At 60.5% G+C, this 16,867-nt stretch carries 13 protein-coding genes, 3 tRNA genes and 1 riboswitch; of the genes, 15 read left to right on the top strand and 1 reads right to left on the bottom strand.

What is annotated here, in order from left to right; all coding sequences use genetic code 11:
- Positions 1 to 297: 297 nt before the first annotated feature.
- From ACP7BX_RS24155 to astE, 7 genes are all read left to right on the top strand, one after another.
- Entirely contained in the window at positions 298 to 1,518 is a 1,221-nt protein-coding gene (locus tag ACP7BX_RS24155; protein ID WP_426131605.1) for an aspartate aminotransferase family protein, read from the top strand.
- Between the two features lie 123 nt (positions 1,519 to 1,641).
- Positions 1,642 to 2,661 carry an arginine/ornithine succinyltransferase subunit alpha gene (gene aruF / locus ACP7BX_RS24150; protein ID WP_426131607.1) on the top strand — a complete coding sequence of 340 codons (1,020 nt, stop codon included), beginning with the start codon at positions 1,642 to 1,644 and terminating at the stop codon, positions 2,659 to 2,661.
- A 51-nt stretch (positions 2,662 to 2,712) separates the two neighbouring features.
- Positions 2,713 to 3,738 (top strand): arginine N-succinyltransferase, encoded by a 1,026-nt coding sequence (gene astA, locus ACP7BX_RS24145; RefSeq protein ID WP_426131609.1) that lies wholly within the window; start codon positions 2,713 to 2,715, stop codon positions 3,736 to 3,738.
- Positions 3,735 to 5,204: a succinylglutamate-semialdehyde dehydrogenase gene (gene astD, locus ACP7BX_RS24140; protein WP_426131637.1), complete on the top strand. Its 1,470-nt coding sequence runs from the start codon at positions 3,735 to 3,737 to the stop codon at positions 5,202 to 5,204. The genes astA and astD overlap by 4 nt, the downstream gene beginning before the upstream one ends.
- 168 nt (positions 5,205 to 5,372) lie before the next feature.
- A complete protein-coding gene (gene astB / locus ACP7BX_RS24135; protein WP_426131611.1) occupies positions 5,373 to 6,719 on the top strand; it encodes an N-succinylarginine dihydrolase in 1,347 nt (448 codons plus the stop codon).
- Between the two features lie 24 nt (positions 6,720 to 6,743).
- On the top strand, positions 6,744 to 7,034 hold the full coding sequence (locus ACP7BX_RS24130) for a hypothetical protein (RefSeq protein ID WP_003214319.1): 291 nt from the start codon (positions 6,744 to 6,746) through the stop codon (positions 7,032 to 7,034).
- An 11-nt stretch (positions 7,035 to 7,045) separates the two neighbouring features.
- A complete protein-coding gene (gene astE / locus ACP7BX_RS24125) occupies positions 7,046 to 8,050 on the top strand; it encodes a succinylglutamate desuccinylase (protein WP_426131613.1) in 1,005 nt (334 codons plus the stop codon).
- A gap of 42 nt (positions 8,051 to 8,092) precedes the next feature.
- On the opposite strand, the gene ACP7BX_RS24120 is transcribed toward astE, so the two are convergent.
- Positions 8,093 to 8,602, bottom strand: coding sequence for a 6,7-dimethyl-8-ribityllumazine synthase (locus tag ACP7BX_RS24120; protein ID WP_016979790.1), 510 nt, complete (start codon positions 8,600 to 8,602; stop codon positions 8,093 to 8,095).
- 88 nt (positions 8,603 to 8,690) lie between these two features.
- Positions 8,691 to 8,860: riboswitch (FMN riboswitch) on the bottom strand.
- A gap of 191 nt (positions 8,861 to 9,051) precedes the next feature.
- Here ACP7BX_RS24120 and ltaE point away from each other — a divergent pair.
- From ltaE to mgtE, 8 genes are all read left to right on the top strand, one after another.
- Positions 9,052 to 10,056, top strand: a complete 1,005-nt coding sequence (gene ltaE, locus ACP7BX_RS24115) for a low-specificity L-threonine aldolase (RefSeq protein ID WP_426131615.1) — start codon at positions 9,052 to 9,054, stop codon at positions 10,054 to 10,056.
- 146 nt (positions 10,057 to 10,202) lie between these two features.
- On the top strand, positions 10,203 to 12,821 hold the full coding sequence (gene alaS, locus ACP7BX_RS24110; RefSeq protein ID WP_314532519.1) for an alanine--tRNA ligase: 2,619 nt from the start codon (positions 10,203 to 10,205) through the stop codon (positions 12,819 to 12,821).
- A gap of 95 nt (positions 12,822 to 12,916) precedes the next feature.
- Entirely contained in the window at positions 12,917 to 14,158 is a 1,242-nt protein-coding gene (locus ACP7BX_RS24105; RefSeq protein ID WP_010208327.1) for an aspartate kinase, read from the top strand.
- Between the two features lie 175 nt (positions 14,159 to 14,333).
- Positions 14,334 to 14,522 (top strand): carbon storage regulator CsrA, encoded by a 189-nt coding sequence (gene csrA, locus ACP7BX_RS24100; protein WP_003175645.1) that lies wholly within the window; start codon positions 14,334 to 14,336, stop codon positions 14,520 to 14,522.
- Positions 14,523 to 14,584: 62 nt separating this feature from the next.
- Positions 14,585 to 14,675, top strand: a tRNA-Ser gene (locus ACP7BX_RS24095).
- A gap of 108 nt (positions 14,676 to 14,783) precedes the next feature.
- Positions 14,784 to 14,860: transfer RNA gene (locus tag ACP7BX_RS24090), tRNA-Arg, on the top strand.
- Between the two features lie 72 nt (positions 14,861 to 14,932).
- A tRNA-Arg gene (locus tag ACP7BX_RS24085) sits at positions 14,933 to 15,009 on the top strand.
- Between the two features lie 340 nt (positions 15,010 to 15,349).
- Positions 15,350 to 16,792 (top strand): magnesium transporter, encoded by a 1,443-nt coding sequence (mgtE, locus tag ACP7BX_RS24080; RefSeq protein ID WP_033901295.1) that lies wholly within the window; start codon positions 15,350 to 15,352, stop codon positions 16,790 to 16,792.
- Positions 16,793 to 16,867 lie beyond the last annotated feature (75 nt).

Here is a 16,867-nt window from a genome sequence, read left to right as displayed (position 1 = left end):
GCTAAACCTTTCGTGAGGGGTGTCGGCGCCATCACATCAAGCCAAGTGGTTGCCCGGGCAGCGGATAATTAGGGCATGCGCAGATAATCAGCGCACGGTGCCCCTGCCTCTCAAGCGGCACACCGTTTAAACTGCGCCATTGCGATGCTATTTGTCGCATTGGCGTAAACCCGCCAAAATCGCGGGTTGGCGCTATAAGAAGTTGTCGCTTGGCGGCAAGGCCGCGCTGAAAACTGTCCTTACAATCCCTGCATCGCCCGCCAGTTCCAGGCAGGCGTTCCTCTTCAGGAGACTCCGATGTCCGTTGAGCAAGCCCCGGTGCAACGTGCCGATTTCGACCAGGTCATGGTGCCTAACTACGCACCGGCCGCATTCATTCCTGTGCGTGGCGAAGGTTCGCGCGTGTGGGACCAGGCGGGTCGCGAGCTGATCGACTTTGCCGGCGGCATCGCGGTCAACGTATTGGGCCACGCCCACCCGGCGCTGGTCGGTGCACTGACTGAACAGGCCAACAAGCTGTGGCACGTCTCCAACGTCTTCACCAATGAGCCGGCCCTGCGCCTGGCCCACAAGCTGATCGACGCTACCTTTGCCGAGCGCGTGTTCTTCTGCAACTCCGGCGCCGAAGCCAACGAGGCCGCGTTCAAGCTGGCCCGTCGTGTTGCGTTCGACCGTTTCGGCACTGAGAAGTACGAGATCATCGCCGCGCTGAACAGCTTCCACGGCCGTACCCTGTTTACCGTCAATGTCGGTGGCCAGTCCAAGTACTCCGATGGTTTCGGGCCGAAAATCACCGGCATCACCCATGTGCCTTATAACGACCTGGCTGCGCTAAAAGCCGCCGTGTCGGACAAGACCTGCGCCGTTGTACTGGAGCCGATCCAGGGTGAAGGTGGCGTACTGCCGGCCGAGCTGGCTTACCTGCAAGGCGCCCGCGAGCTGTGCGACGCGAACAACGCGCTGCTGGTGTTCGACGAAGTGCAAACCGGCATGGGCCGCAGCGGCCACCTGTTCGCTTACCAGCATTACGGCGTGACCCCGGACATCCTCACCAGCGCCAAGAGCCTGGGCGGCGGTTTCCCGATTGCAGCCATGCTCACCACCGAAGCGCTGGCCAAGCACCTGGTGGTCGGCACTCACGGCACCACCTACGGCGGCAACCCGCTGGCGTGCGCGGTGGCTGAAGCGGTGATCGACGTGATCAACACCCCAGAAGTGCTGGCGGGTGTGAACGCCAAGCATGACCTGTTCAAGGCGCGCCTGGAGCAGATCGGCAAGCAGTACGGCATCTTCACCGAAGTGCGCGGCATGGGCCTGTTGCTCGGTTGTGTGTTGAGCGATGCGTACAAAGGCAAGGCCAAGGACGTGTTCAACGCGGCCGAGAAAGAAAACCTGATGATCCTGCAAGCCGGCCCGGACGTGGTGCGTTTCGCGCCGAGTTTGGTGGTGGAAGAGGCGGATATCAAGGAAGGCCTGGACCGTTTTGAGCGTGCTGTGAAAGTGCTGACGCAAGGCTGATGACCCTTCACCACCTGGCACGCCGGGTGGTGAACCGAATTGTGTGTGTGCCGGGCCCGCCCGGCATTTTTTCCTCTGTGCAGGCTCCAGGCCTGCCTGTTTTTCGAGTTAAGGAGTGACACCATGCTGGTGATGCGCCCCGCGCAAATGGCTGATCTGGGCGAGGTACAGCGTCTGGCTGCGGACAGCCCGATTGGTGTCACCTCCTTGCCGGACGATGTGGAACGCCTCAGCGACAAGATCGCCGCCAGCGAAGCGTCCTTCGCGGCCGAGGTCAGTTTCAATGGCGAAGAGAGTTATTTCTTCGTGCTCGAAGACACCGAGACCGGCAAGCTCGCCGGTTGCTCGGCCATCGTCGCCTCGGCCGGCTACTCGGAACCCTTCTACAGTTTCCGTAACGAGACCTTCGTGCACGCCTCCCGCGAGCTGAAGATCCACAACAAGATCCACGTGCTTTCCCAGTGCCACGACCTCACTGGCAACAGCCTGCTCACCAGTTTCTACGTGGTGCCTGAGCTGGTTGGTTCGCCGTGGTCTGAACTCAATTCCCGTGGCCGCCTGCTGTTTGTCGCCAGCCACCCCGAGCGCTTTGCCGACTCGGTGGTGACCGAGATCGTCGGCTACAGCGACGAGAGCGGTGACTCGCCGTTCTGGGACGCTATCGGGCGCAACTTCTTCGACCTCAACTACGCCGCCGCCGAGCGCCTGTGTGGGCTGAAAAGCCGTACCTTCCTCGCCGAGCTGATGCCGCACTACCCGATCTACGTACCGCTGCTGCCGGACGAAGCCCAGGAAGCCATGGGCCAGGTGCACCCGCGTGCGCAGATCACCTTCGACATCCTCATGCGCGAAGGCTTCGAGACCGACCATTACATCGACATCTTCGACGGCGGCCCGACGCTGCACGCACGGGTCTCGGGCATTCGCTCGATCGCCCAGAGCCGCGTGGTGCCGGTGAAGATCGGTGAGATGGTCAAGGGCGTCGGTCGCCAGTACCTGGTGAGCAACGCGCAGTTGCAGGATTACCGTGCGGTGATGCTGGAACTGGACTACGCGCCGGGTAAACCGGTGACGTTGGACCTCGCAGCGGCCGAAGCCCTGGGTGTTGGCGAAGGCGCGAGTGTGCGCCTGGTAGCGGTTTAAAAAGAGAGTTTCGCGGGTGGCTGACAACAGCGGCCCGTTCGAGGAGATAGCATGATCGTTCGTCCCGTACGCAGCAGCGATTTACCGGCCCTGATTGATCTGGCGCGCAGCACCGGCACCGGCCTCACCACCTTGCCGGCCAACGAAGAGCGTCTGACCCACCGCGTGGGCTGGGCCGAGAAAACCTTTCGCGGTGACGCCGGGCGCGGCGATGCCGACTACCTGTTCGTGCTGGAAAACGACGAAGGCCGCGTGGTGGGGATTTCCGCCATTGCTGGCGCCGTTGGCCTGCGTGAGCCTTGGTACAACTTCCGGGTGGGCCTGACAGTCAGCGCCTCCCAGGAGCTGAACATCTACCGCGAAATCCCGACGCTGTTCCTGGCCAACGACCTCACCGGCAACTCCGAGCTGTGCTCGTTGTTCCTGCACGCCGATTACCGCACCGGCCTCAACGGCCGCATGCTGGCCAAGGCGCGCCTGCTGTTTATCGCGGAGTTCCCGCAGCTGTTTGGCAACAAGATCATCGCCGAGATGCGCGGGGTGTCCAACGACGCCGGGCGTTCGCCGTTCTGGGAGAGCCTGGGCCGGCACTTCTTCAAGATGGAATTCAGCCAGGCCGATTACCTCACCGGCGTGGGCAACAAGGCGTTTATCGCAGAGCTGATGCCGAAGTTTCCGCTGTACAGCTGCTTCCTGTCCGAAGACGCACGCAACGTGATCGGCAAGGTCCACCCGGACACCGAGCCGGCGCTGAGCATGCTCAAGAGCGAAGGCTTCAGCTACCAGGGCTATGTCGACATCTTCGACGCGGGACCTGCGGTGGAATGTGAAACCACCAAGATCCGCGCCGTGCGCGATAGCCAGTCGCTGGTACTGGCCATCGGCACGCCGGGGGACGACGCCACGCCGTTCCTGATCCATAACCGTAAGCGCGAAGAGTGCCGCATTACGGCCGCACCGGCTCGCCTGGCGGCAGGCACGCTGGTGGTCGATCCGCAGACCGCCAAGCGCCTGCAACTGGTGGTGGGTGATCAAGTGCGTGCTGTTCCGTTGTCCGCTGCTCGGGAGTCGAAATAATGAATTCGCTGTATATCGCAGGTAGCTGGCTGGCAGGCCAGGGTGAACTGTTTGAATCGCGCAACCCGGTCACCCAGCAGGTGCTGTGGGCCGGCAATGGCGCTACCGTCGAGCAGGTTGAGTCCGCCGTGCAGGCCGCGCGCCAGGCGTTTCCGGCCTGGGCCACGCGCCCGCTGGAAGAGCGCATCGCTATTCTGGAAACCTTCGCCGCCACCCTGAAAAGCCGCGCCGACGAAATCGCCCGTTGCATCGGTGAGGAAACCGGCAAGCCGCTGTGGGAATCGGCCACTGAAGTCACCAGCATGGCCAACAAGATTGCGATCTCGGTGCAAAGCTACCGCGAGCGTACCGGCGAGAAGAGCGGCCCGCTGGGCGACGCCACCGCCGTGCTGCGCCACAAGCCGCACGGCGTGGTAGCGGTGTTTGGCCCGTACAACTTCCCTGGTCACTTGCCGAACGGGCATATCGTCCCGGCCTTGCTGGCGGGTAACACCGTGCTGTTCAAGCCGAGCGAACTGACCCCCAAGGTTGCCGAGTTGACCGTGCAATGCTGGATCGAAGCCGGGTTGCCGGCGGGTGTGTTGAACCTGCTGCAAGGCGCGCGGGAAACCGGTATCGCGCTGGCGGCCAACCCTGGTATCGACGGGTTGTTCTTCACCGGTTCCAGCCGCACCGGCAATCATCTGCACCAGCAATTCTCCGGACGCCCGGACAAGATCCTCGCGCTAGAAATGGGCGGCAACAACCCGTTGGTGGTCGACGAAGTGGCCGACGTGGATGCGGCGGTCTACACCATTATCCAGTCGGCGTTTATTTCGGCCGGCCAGCGTTGCACCTGTGCCCGTCGCCTGTTGGTGCCGGAAGGCGCGTGGGGTGATGCGTTGCTGGCGCGCCTGGTGGCGGTCAGCGCGACGATTGAGGTGGGCGCTTTTGATCAGCAGCCGGCACCGTTCATGGGCTCGGTGATCTCCCTCGCGGCGGCCAAAGCCTTGATGGACGCCCAGGAACTGATGCTCGCCAATGGCGCCGTGGCGCTGCTGGAAATGACCCAGCCCCAGGACCAGGCCGCCTTGCTGACCCCCGGCATCATCGACGTGACTGGCGTGAGCGAGCGCGAAGACGAGGAGCTGTTCGGCCCACTGTTGCAGGTGATCCGCTACGCTGATTTCGAAGCGGCGATTGCCGAGGCCAACAACACCCAGTACGGCTTGGCCGCGGGTTTGCTGTCGGACTCCGAAGCGCGCTACCAGCAGTTCTGGCTGGAAAGCCGCGCGGGCATCGTCAACTGGAACAAACAACTGACCGGCGCCGCCAGTACCGCGCCGTTTGGTGGAGTAGGGGCGTCGGGCAACCATCGCGCCAGTGCCTATTACGCGGCGGATTATTGCGCATACCCGGTGGCCTCGCTTGAGACCCCGAGTCTGGTGGTGCCCGCCACGCTGACCCCAGGTATTACGCTGAACTAAAGATGCCACCGATCCAATGTGGGAGCTGGCTTGCCTGCGATGGCATCACCTCGGTCCGATTGACAGACCGAGTCGTCTGCATCGCAGGCAAGCCAGCTCCCACATTGAGCGGTGGTGGATTGAAGTCATTTGAAGCCTATAAAAACAGATGTTCGTGGAGCCTCGCCGATGAAATCCTATGAAGTCAATTTTGACGGTCTAGTGGGGCCGACCCATAACTACGGCGGTTTGTCCTTCGGCAACGTCGCGTCCCAGAGCAACAGCCAGCAGCATTCCAACCCCAAGGAAGCGGCGTTGCAGGGCCTGCAGAAGATGAAAGCCCTGATGGACATGGGTTTTGTGCAAGGGGTGTTGGCACCTCAGGAACGTCCTGATGTGGCCGCCTTGCGCAGCCTGGGTTTCAGCGGCACCGACGCCCAAGTGATCCAGCAAGCGGCCAAGGATGCGATGCCGTTGCTGGTCGCGAGCTGCTCCGCATCGAGCATGTGGGTGGCCAATGCCGCCACCGTTAGCCCAAGCGCCGACACCTTTGACGGCCGCGTGCATTTCACCGCCGCCAACCTCAACTGCAAATACCACCGCAGCATCGAGCACCCGACCACCAGCCGTGTGTTGGGCGCGATGTTTGCCGATGATAAACACTTCGCCCATCACGCGGCGTTGCCGGCGGTGGCGCAGTTCGGTGATGAAGGCGCGGCCAACCACACGCGCTTCTGCCGTGACTATGGCGAAGCGGGCGTCGAATTTTTTGTGTTTGGTCGCAGCGCGTTCGATCCCCGTTACCCGGCGCCGCAGAAATATCCGGCGCGCCAGACCCTTGAAGCCTCTCAGGCCGTCGCACGCCTGCACGGTTTGAAGGATGACGGCGTGGTCTACGCCCAGCAGAACCCGGCAGTGATCGATGCCGGCGTGTTCCACAACGACGTCATCGCGGTCGGCAACGGCGAAGTGCTGTTCTATCACGAGGACGCGTTTCTCAATACCGAGCAGATGCTCGCCGAACTGCAAGGCAAATTGGGCAAGTTGGGCGGCAACTTCCAGTCCGTCTGCGTGCCCCGCGCCCAGGTCAGTGTCGAAGACGCGGTACGTTCCTACCTGTTCAACAGCCAATTGTTGAGTCGCGCTGACGGCTCGATGCTGCTGATTGTGCCGGAAGAGTGCCGTGCTAATGAGCGCGTCTGGCAGTACCTGCAAAGCCTGACTGCCGCCGGTGGCCTGATCCGCGAAGTGAAGGTATTCGACCTCAAGCAAAGCATGCAGAACGGCGGCGGCCCGGCGTGCCTGCGTTTACGTGTGGCGTTGAACGAAACGGAACTGGCGGCGGTGAATCCAGGCGTTATCATGACAGCGCCGTTGTACGAAACACTGACTCAGTGGGTAGGCAAGCACTACCGCGACAGCCTGCGCGAAAGCGACTTGGCTGACCCGCAATTGCTGCTTGAATGCCGGACGGCACTGGATGAACTGACGCAAATCCTTAAACTGGGCGCTGTTTATCCTTTCCAGATCAATTAAACGCCGCATGGCTGAGAGCTATTTATGACCACCGACACCCTGAAACTGATTCTTGAAGACACCGACGGCACCCAGCTGGAAACTTCCTGCACCCGCGTCGCCGTGGTCTGGCAGGGCAAGGAGATCTGGATCCAGCACGACGGCCGTGGCCAACTGCTGATCGGCGTGGACGTGGAAGAAGGTGACGCCGAGTACGCCAACCTGCTGATGCGCCCACTGGCCACCAACCTGATGAGCCTGCAACTGGAAATGGAACCGGCCGACGTTGAAGGTGATGACGACGATCACGTCCACGGCCCAGGCTGCAACCACTAAGGAAGCTGCGTATGCTCGCCCTCGGCAAACTGCTTGAACTGACCCTCGCCGGTCGCGAACCGGCGCAAAAAATTCAACTGACTGTCGACGGCGTGCAGATGCGCTGGCTCAGCGAAGGCGCGCTTGAAGTGCGCCCACCTGAAGCGAAGGACAATGGCGGCGACCTGTTGCTGTCGTCCGGCATCCATGGCAACGAAACCGCGCCGATCGAACTGCTCGACCGCCTGTTGCATGGTATTGCCCGCGGGGAGATCAAACCCCGTACCCGTATTCTGTTCCTGTTCGGCAACCCCGAGGCCATGCGCCGCGGCGAGCGTTACCTGGAACTTGACGTCAACCGGCTGTTCAACGGGCGCCACGAAAAAAACATCGGCCCCGAGGCCATGCGTGCCGCCGAGCTTGAGCAGCTGGCTCGTAGCTTTTTCAGCCAGCCTGGTCGTTCACGCCTGCATTACGACCTGCACACGGCCATTCGTGGCTCGAAGATCGAGCAGTTCGCGTTGTACCCGTGGAAGGAAGGCCGTCAGCATTCGCGCCATGAACTGGCCCGCCTGCGCGCTGCCGGCATGGAAGCGGTGCTGTTGCAGAACAAGACCTCGATCACCTTCACCGCGTTTACCTACGAGCAGCTAGAGGCCGAAGCCTTCACCCTCGAACTGGGTAAGGCAAGGCCGTTCGGGCAGAACCAGGGCGTGGACGTGTCCCGCCTGGAAACCCGCCTGAAGCAGATCATCGAAGGCTCCGAGCCGCAAACCGAAAGCCTGGATGGCTTGCAACTGTTTGCCGTGTCCCGTGAAGTCATCAAGCACAGTGATTCGTTCCTGATGCACCTGCCGGCGGATGTGGAAAACTTCTCGCCGTTGGCGCAGGGCTATTTGTTGGCTGAGGACGTGGCCAAGACCCGTTGGGTGATTGAGGAGGAGGGTGCGCGCATCATCTTCCCGAACCCGAAGGTGAAGAATGGTTTGCGAGCGGGGATACTGATTGTGCCGACCACGGACGCTGGCCTGGCCTGAAAAAGAAAAAACCCGGCTTTTACACCGGGTTTTTTGTGTCTCTTAGACGGCTACAGCCCGTGGCTCGCTGCGACGGATCGCACGCACCTTGTGCAGGGTGTCGGCGCAGGTGCGCGCGGCTTCCTGGCCCTTGTGCACAAAGTGATCGTGGAAGAACGCATGGTGTTCGCTGCCCGCGTGGAAGTGATGCGGGGTCAGCGACACCGAGAACACCGGCACTTCGGTTTCCAGCTGCACCTGCATCAGGCCGCTGACCACCGATTGGGCGACGAATTCGTGGCGGTAGATGCCACCGTCCACCACCAGCGCGGCAGCAACGATACCGGCGTAACGGCCGGTCTTGGCCAGCAGCTTGGCGTGCAGGGGCATTTCAAAGGCGCCGCCGACTTCGAAGAAATCGATGTCCGATTCCTGGTAGCCCTGGGCGATCATTTCGGCAAGGAAACCTTTACGCGATTGGTCGACAATATCCTTGTGCCAGCAGGCCTGGATAAACGCGACGCGCTCGCCGTGGTGGTTTTTGCTTTTGCTGTCGATTGCGGTGGGTTGCATGTTCTGACTCCTGTTTAAGAAAAAAACAGGGCGTTATGAATCGAATGGGATTTAAGGGTACGCAAGACGAGCGGCCCTTAGGTGCCAATCCCGTTCTCTCTTCATCCGGACTATGACCGTCGGCCCCGGGATCACACCGGGTCTGCTGACCTTGTCGCCGTCCTGCCGGAGCAGTTCGAGGCGCCAAGCGCTCGCGGGCTATACACATTGCGTGTAATTACCGCCGGTGGGGAATTGCACCCCGCCCTGAGAACGTTGCCGCCAGAACCCTGGCGGCGGAGAGTTTTTAACACGCTTTTTCGAAAACTGCACGATTGCCGTATCGATAACCTATATCGGTTTGTTTGGTTGGTATTCGATTGAATGCAATGGGGGCTTGATATTCCGTGGCATTGCCCGCAGTAATCACACTCAAAAGGAACTTACTCAACCCTTCAGAGGCTTGTTTCATGTCTGTGATCGACCTGCGCAGCGACACCGTGACCCAACCCACCCCCGGCATGCGGGACGCGATGGCTGCTGCCGTCAGCGGCGATGACGTGTATGGCGAAGACCCCAGCGTCAATCACCTCGAAGCCGAGCTGGCCAAGCGCCTGGGCTTTGCCGCTGCGTTGTTCGTCCCGACCGGCACCATGAGCAACCTGCTGGCGTTGATGGCCCACTGTGAGCGCGGCGAGGAATACATCGTCGGCCAGCAGGCCCATACCTACAAATACGAGGGCGGTGGCGCGGCGGTGCTCGGTTCGATCCAGCCGCAACCCCTGGACGTGCAGGCCGACGGCTCACTGGACCTGGACCAGGTACTGGCGGCGATCAAGCCCGACGACTTCCACTTCGCCCGCACCCGCTTGCTGGCGCTGGAAAACACCATGCAAGGCAAGGTATTACCGCTGGATTACCTGGCAAAGGCACGGGCGTTCACCCGCGAGCATGATCTGGCCCTGCATCTGGATGGCGCGCGGCTCTACAACGCAGCGGTCAAGCTCGGCGTGGATGCACGCGAGATTGCCCAGTATTTCGATTCGGTGTCGGTGTGCCTGTCCAAAGGCCTTGGCGCGCCGATTGGCTCGGTGCTGTGCGGTTCCACGGCGTTGATCGCCAAGGCCCGGCGCCTGCGCAAAATGGTCGGCGGCGGCATGCGCCAGGCCGGCTCGTTGGCGGCCGCGGGGTTGTATGCCCTGGATCACCAGGTTCAGCGCCTGGCCGACGACCACGCCAATGCCCAATGGCTGGGCGATGCGTTGCGCCAGGCCGGTTATGAGGTGGAGCCGGTGCAGACCAACATGGTCTACGTGCAGATCGGTGACCAGGCCCAGGCCTTGAAGGCGTTTGCCGCCGAACGCGGGATCACGTTGAGCGCCGCCCCGCGCCTGCGCATGGTCACGCATTTGGATGTCAGCCGGGCGCAGATCGAGCAGGTCGCGCAGACATTCGTCGAATTTTCGCGGAAATGACAGTGCAGACCGTCTAATTGAACGTTTCAATCGTATAAACACGCTGTACCACCGGCAAAGGGCCGATATAATGCGGCCCTTTGCCGTCGCTCCGTCTGATGATGTTGCGCACTGGCCTTTGGCCGCAGCCTCCGTGGAAGAACCTAATGAAAAGCGCAGAAATCCGTGAAGCCTTCCTTCGCTTCTTCGAAGAGCAAGGTCACACCCGTGTCTCCTCCAGCTCCTTGATCCCAGGCAATGACCCAACCCTGCTGTTCACCAACGCGGGGATGAACCAGTTCAAGGACTGCTTCCTGGGCCAGGAAAAGCGCGCGTACACCCGCGCCGTCAGCAGCCAGAAATGCGTCCGCGCCGGTGGCAAGCACAACGACCTGGAAAACGTCGGCTACACCGCCCGTCACCACACCTTTTTCGAAATGCTCGGCAACTTCAGCTTTGGCGATTATTTCAAGCAAGACGCGATCAACTTCGCCTGGACCTTCCTCACCGGCGTGCTGAAGCTGCCGAAGGAAAAACTCTGGGTCACCGTCTACGCCAGCGATGACGAGGCCTACGACATCTGGACCAAGGAAGTCGGCGTGCCGGCAGAGCGCATGGTGCGCATCGGCGACAACAAAGGCGCCCCGTACGCCTCCGACAACTTCTGGACCATGGGCGATACCGGCCCGTGTGGCCCGTGCACCGAGATCTTCTACGACCACGGCGCCGACATCTGGGGTGGCCCACCGGGCTCGCCAGAGGAAGACGGCGACCGTTACATCGAGATCTGGAACAACGTGTTCATGCAATTCAACCGCACCGCCGATGGCGTGTTGCATCCGTTGCCAGCGCCGTCGGTAGACACCGGCATGGGCCTGGAGCGGATCAGTGCGGTGATGCAACACGTGCATTCCAACTACGAGATCGACCTGTTCCAAAGCCTGCTGGCCGCGGCAGCCAAGGCCATTGGTTGCACCAATGAAGACCAGGCGTCGCTGAAAGTCGTCGCTGACCACATCCGTTCCTGCGGCTTCCTGATTGCCGACGGCGTGTTGCCGTCCAACGAAGGCCGTGGCTATGTGCTGCGTCGCATCATCCGTCGTGCTTGCCGTCACGGTAACAAGCTGGGCGCCAACGGCAGCTTCTTCTACCAGATCGTCGCGGCGCTGGTGGCCGAGATGGGCGAAGCCTTCCCGGAGCTCAAGCAGAACCAGGCGCACATCGAGCGCGTACTGAAGGCCGAAGAAGAGCAGTTCGCCAAGACCCTGGAACAGGGCCTGAAGATCCTTGAGCAAGACCTTGCCAACCTGCAAGGCACCGTGGTGCCGGGCGACGTGGTGTTCAAGCTCTACGACACCTACGGTTTCCCGATGGACCTGACCGGCGACATCGCCCGTGAGCGCAACCTGACCCTCGACGAGGAAGGTTTCGAACGTGAGATGGAAGCCCAGCGTGTGCGCGCTCGTTCGGCCAGCTCGTTCGGTATGGACTACAACAGCCTGGTCAAGGTTGACGTGGCCACCGAGTTCACCGGCTACAAGGCCACCAACGGTTCGGCCAAAGTGGTTGCCCTCTATAAAGAAGGCCAGTCGGTTGACGTACTGAATGAAGGTGACGACGGTGTGGTGGTCCTGGACCAGACGCCGTTCTACGCCGAGTCCGGTGGCCAGATTGGCGACTGTGGTTTCCTGAAAGCCGCGTCCGGTCGTTTTGACGTGCGCGACACCACCAAGACCGGCGGCGCATTCCTGCACCACGGTGTGCTGGCTTCGGGCAGCCTCACCGTCGGTTCGCCGGTGGATGCACAGGTGGACGCCGATGTGCGTCACGCCACCTCGCTGAACCACTCGGCCACGCACTTGCTGCACGCTGCGCTGCGTCAGGTACTGGGCGATCACGTGCAACAAAAGGGTTCGTTGGTCGACAGCCAGCGCCTGCGCTTCGACTTCAGCCACTTTGAAGCGATCAAGCCGGAGCAGATCAAGGCCCTGGAAGACATCGTCAACGCCGAGATTCGCAAGAACACGGCGGTAGAAACCGAAGAAACCGATATCGAGACTGCAAAAGCCAAGGGCGCCATGGCGCTGTTCGGCGAGAAGTACGGCGACAGCGTGCGCGTACTGAGCATGGGCGGCGACTTCTCGGTAGAACTGTGCGGCGGTATCCACGCCAACCGTACCGGCGACATCGCCCTGCTGAAGATCATCAGCGAAGGTGGCGTGGCGTCCGGTGTGCGTCGTATCGAGGCGGTCACCGGCGCTGCGGCCCTGGCCTACCTGAATGCGGCAGAAGAACAACTCAAGGAAGCGGCCAGCCTGGTCAAGGGCAGCCGCGACAACCTGATCGACAAACTGTCCGCTGTGCTGGAGCGCAACCGCGCCCTGGAGAAACAGCTGGAGCAGTTGCAAGCCAAGGCAGCCAGCGCGGCGGGCGACGATCTGTCGGCTTCGGCGGTGGACGTCAAGGATGTGAAGGTTTTGGCTGCACGCCTGGACGGTCAGGACGGCAAGGCGCTGTTGGCCTTGGTCGATCAGTTGAAGAACAAGCTCGGCCGCGCAGTGATCCTGCTCGGCGGTGTCCATGAGGATAAGGTCGTTCTGGTTGCCGGTGTAACCAAGGACCTGACTGGCCAACTCAAGGCCGGTGATTTGATGAAGCAAGCCGCCGCGGCAGTGGGCGGGAAGGGCGGTGGTCGTCCGGACATGGCGCAAGGCGGTGGTGTAGACGCCGGCAGCCTGGACGCAGCCCTGGCCCTGACCGTGCCGTTTGTCGAGGCAGGTATTTAAGGCACTGTTAACCGGCCCGTGGTCTAGTCACGGGCCTGTTCGGTGCTGGTTGATTGGATATTAGGCGCCCCTTTACGGGCTGAGGCGGCTTAGAAATGGCTTTGATCGTACAGAAATTTGGAGGCACCTCGGTCGGTTCTGTCGAAAGAATCGAGCAGGTGGCCGACAAGGTTAAGAAATTCCGCGATGCCGGCGACGACCTGGTGGTGGTGCTGTCGGCCATGAGCGGCGAGACCAATCGCCTGATCGATCTGGCCAAGGCAATCAGTGGCGATCAACAGCCGCTCCCGCGTGAGCTGGATGTGATCGTGTCCACCGGCGAGCAGGTGACCATCGCCTTGCTGGCCATGGCGCTGAACAAGCGCGGTGTGCCGGCGGTGTCCTACACTGGCAGCCAGGTGCGCATCCTGACCGACAGCGCGCACACCAAGGCGCGCATCCTGCAGATCGACGATCAGAAAATCCGTACGGATCTGAAAGCCGGTCGCGTGGTAGTTGTAGCGGGCTTCCAGGGCGTGGACGAGCAGGGCAACATCACCACCCTTGGGCGTGGCGGTTCGGACACCACCGGCGTGGCGCTGGCAGCGGCGCTGAAGGCCGATGAATGCCAGATCTACACCGATGTGGACGGCGTCTACACCACTGACCCGCGAGTGGTGTCCGTGGCTCAGCGCCTGGACAAGATCACCTTTGAAGAGATGCTGGAAATGGCCAGCCTCGGTTCCAAGGTGTTGCAGATCCGTGCGGTGGAATTCGCCGGCAAGTACAACGTTCCGCTGCGCGTATTGCACAGCTTCAAAGAGGGTCCGGGCACCCTCATTACTATTGATGAAGAGGAATCCATGGAACAGCCGATCATTTCCGGTATCGCTTTCAACCGTGATGAAGCCAAGCTGACTATCCGTGGCGTGCCAGACACCCCGGGCGTGGCCTTCAAGATTCTGGGCCCGATCAGCGGCGCGAACATTGAAGTCGACATGATCGTGCAGAACGTTTCGCACGATAACACCACCGATTTCACCTTCACCGTGCACCGCAACGAGTACGATGCGGCGGAGCGGATCCTGCAGAACACTGCGAAGGAGATCGGCGCCCGTGAAGTGGTCGGTGATACCAAGATCGCCAAGGTGTCGATCGTGGGTGTGGGCATGCGCTCTCACGCGGGCGTTGCCAGCCGCATGTTCGAGGCCCTGGCCAAGGAAAGCATCAACATCCAGATGATCTCCACGTCGGAAATCAAGGTCTCGGTGGTGATCGAAGAGAAGTACCTGGAACTGGCTGTACGCGCGCTGCATACCGCTTTTGAGCTGGACGCTCCGGCCCGACAGGGCGAGTGACGAAGTGCCAGGAAGGCGCGGTTTACCGCGCCTTTCCTTTTTTTGTAGGACGCATGTTCTTTTGCGTGCGCTCGACAATACTTAGGCGGGTAGGGCTATGGCCTTTGGGTTGTAGGTCGAAGGCCTTTTTTTTGCAGACTGTTGTTCCTGAACTGAAATGCGTGAGGAGAAAGGTATGCTGATTCTGACTCGTCGTTGCGCAGAAAGCCTGATTATCGGTGATGGCGAAATCACCGTGACCGTGCTCGGCGTCAAAGGCAATCAAGTGCGTATCGGGGTTAACGCTCCGAAAGAGGTAGCGGTACACCGCGAGGAAATCTACCTGCGGATCAAGAAAGAGAAGGACGAAGAACCAAGCCTTTAATTTTTATCGTTTTTTATGTTTGCAAACGGGGATGAACGTGGTTAATATACGCCCCGTGTTGCGGAGAGCTGGCCGAGTGGCCGAAGGCGCTCCCCTGCTAAGGGAGTACACCTCAAAAGGGTGTCGGGGGTTCGAATCCCCCGTTCTCCGCCATTATTTGCTTAGTACGTTGCAATCTGGTTTTTTCGCTAAGTTGTTGAAAATTAACGAAAAAATAGCTTTACATAGAGATTGAACGGCCTATAATGCGCGGCAACAAATGCACTCGTAGCTCAGCTGGATAGAGTACTCGGCTACGAACCGAGCGGTCACAGGTTCGAATCCTGTCGAGTGCACCATTTAAGAGTCAGTTGCAGTAATGCAGGTGATTCGGTTACAACCAGTTGTGATCTGGTCTAAAAACACAATCTGCACTCGTAGCTCAGCTGGATAGAGTACTCGGCTACGAACCGAGCGGTCACAGGTTCGAATCCTGTCGAGTGCACCATACAAACAAAAAGCCCGCCTAGTGCGGGCTTTTTGCCGTCTGGGGTTTGTGTAGGATTTTTTCTTTTTCTCTCGCCTTCATGTGTTCTCCTTCTCCACTGCGTCGTCGCAGTTCATAGATGCAGCCAATGCTCAGCTTTGGCTCGCAAGCGCTTGTTCTTTCCAGTTTTTTGACGTTTAAAGTGGCCGGGCGGTGTATCATTGCGCCCGTCAGCCCCGCCGGGGCTTGTGGAATACCTCCATGGACTTACCCAGTAGTTGCTCAGTACCCCGCTTTACCAATCATGAATTGACTGATTGATCCTTCCGGCGTGCCCCGCTGCTGGGAGTGGAGTTCGCCTATGACCGAAGTAGAAGTAAAGAAAACACAAGAAAGCCTGCAGGATCGCCTGGCTCAAGTCATCGAGCTGCTGCAGCGCCAGCGTGTGGTCGAAGACCTTACGCATCGCCAGGACGGCCCGAACAACAACCTGGTCGAAAACCTGGTTCATCGGCAAAACCTTGTTGAGCTGCAACGCAAGCTCGACGACCTGCACTCCGCCGACGTCGCCTACATTCTCGAAGCGTTGCCACTGGATGATCGACTGACCCTCTGGCAGTTGGTCAAGGCTGACCGCGACGGCGACATCCTGCTCGAAGTATCCGACTCGGTCCGTGAAACCCTGATCGCCGACATGGACGATCACGAGCTCCTGGCTGCGGCCAAGGAGATGGACGCCGACGAGCTGGCCGACCTGGCCCCCGAACTGCCCCGTGATGTTGTCCATGAGCTGATGGAGGCCCTCGACGGCCAGCAGCGTGAGCGTGTGCGCTCCGCGCTGTCCTACGACGAGGATCAGGTTGGCGCGCTGATGGACTTCGAGATGGTCACCATCCGCGAAGACGTCAGTTTGGAAGTGGTCTTGCGTTACCTGCGTCGTCTCAAGGAATTGCCAGGCCATACCGACAAACTGTTTGTGGTCGACTATGAGGGCATTCTCAAGGGCGTGCTGCCGATCAAGCGCCTGCTGGTCAACGACCCTGAGAAAAAAGTGGCCGACGTCATGGCCAGTGATCCGGTGAGTTTTCACCCGGATGAAGACGCCTACGAGGCAGCCCAGGCGTTTGAGCGTTATGACTTGATCTCGGCGCCGGTGGTCGACAAGAACGGCAAGTTGATCGGCCGTTTGACCATCGATGAAATGGTCGACCTGATTCGTGAAGAGAGTGAGACCGAAGTCCTCAACATGGCGGGTCTGCGTGAAGAGGAAGACATCTTTGCCTCGGTCTGGCGCTCGCTGCATAACCGTTGGGCGTGGCTGGCCGTTAACCTGATCACCGCTTTTATCGCGTCGCGGGTTATTGGCTTGTTCGAAGGTTCGATCGAGAAGCTGGTGGCGCTCGCTGCGCTGATGCCGATTGTGGCCGGGATCGGCGGCAACTCGGGTAACCAGACGATTACCATGATTGTGCGCGCCATGGCGCTGGACCAAGTGAGTACGGCGAACTCGTCGCGCCTGCTGCGCAAAGAGTTGGCGGTAGGTCTTATCAACGGCCTGGTGTGGGGTGGGGTGATCGGTGTGGTGGCCTACTTGCTGTATGGCAGTTGGTCGCTCGGTGTGGTGATGACCGCCGCCATGACCCTCAACCTGCTGCTGGCGGCTTTGATGGGGGTGTTGATCCCGATGACCCTGGCCCGTCTTGGGCGCGACCCGGCAATGGGTGCCAGTGTGATGATCACGGCCATGACCGACAGCGGTGGCTTCTTCATCTTCCTGGGCCTGGCAACGATCTTCCTGCTCTGATTCCACCCTGCGGGGGCAAGTCTGCCCCCGCCTCAACACTTCTTCCCAAATCCCACGCAAAAAAAAGCCAGCACA

Source organism: Pseudomonas sp. DWP3-1-3b3, assembly GCF_049896305.1.
Lineage (GTDB): Bacteria > Pseudomonadota > Gammaproteobacteria > Pseudomonadales > Pseudomonadaceae > Aquipseudomonas > Aquipseudomonas azotoformans_A.
Note: the sequence above shows the minus strand (reverse complement) of the source record. Positions and strands in the feature narration are given on the sequence as shown.

Coding starts and splice junctions, on each gene's coding strand:
- ACP7BX_RS24130 (WP_003214319.1), top strand. CDS start 6,744: ATGACCACCGACACCCTGAAACTGATTCTTGAAGACACCGACGGCACC.
- csrA (WP_003175645.1), top strand. CDS start 14,334: ATGCTGATTCTGACTCGTCGTTGCGCAGAAAGCCTGATTATCGGTGAT.
- ACP7BX_RS24105 (WP_010208327.1), top strand. CDS start 12,917: ATGGCTTTGATCGTACAGAAATTTGGAGGCACCTCGGTCGGTTCTGTC.
- ACP7BX_RS24155 (WP_426131605.1), top strand. CDS start 298: ATGTCCGTTGAGCAAGCCCCGGTGCAACGTGCCGATTTCGACCAGGTC.
- alaS (WP_314532519.1), top strand. CDS start 10,203: ATGAAAAGCGCAGAAATCCGTGAAGCCTTCCTTCGCTTCTTCGAAGAG.
- mgtE (WP_033901295.1), top strand. CDS start 15,350: ATGACCGAAGTAGAAGTAAAGAAAACACAAGAAAGCCTGCAGGATCGC.
- ACP7BX_RS24120 (WP_016979790.1), bottom strand. CDS start 8,602: ATGCAACCCACCGCAATCGACAGCAAAAGCAAAAACCACCACGGCGAG.
- astB (WP_426131611.1), top strand. CDS start 5,373: ATGAAATCCTATGAAGTCAATTTTGACGGTCTAGTGGGGCCGACCCAT.
- aruF (WP_426131607.1), top strand. CDS start 1,642: ATGCTGGTGATGCGCCCCGCGCAAATGGCTGATCTGGGCGAGGTACAG.
- astE (WP_426131613.1), top strand. CDS start 7,046: ATGCTCGCCCTCGGCAAACTGCTTGAACTGACCCTCGCCGGTCGCGAA.
- ltaE (WP_426131615.1), top strand. CDS start 9,052: ATGTCTGTGATCGACCTGCGCAGCGACACCGTGACCCAACCCACCCCC.
- astA (WP_426131609.1), top strand. CDS start 2,713: ATGATCGTTCGTCCCGTACGCAGCAGCGATTTACCGGCCCTGATTGAT.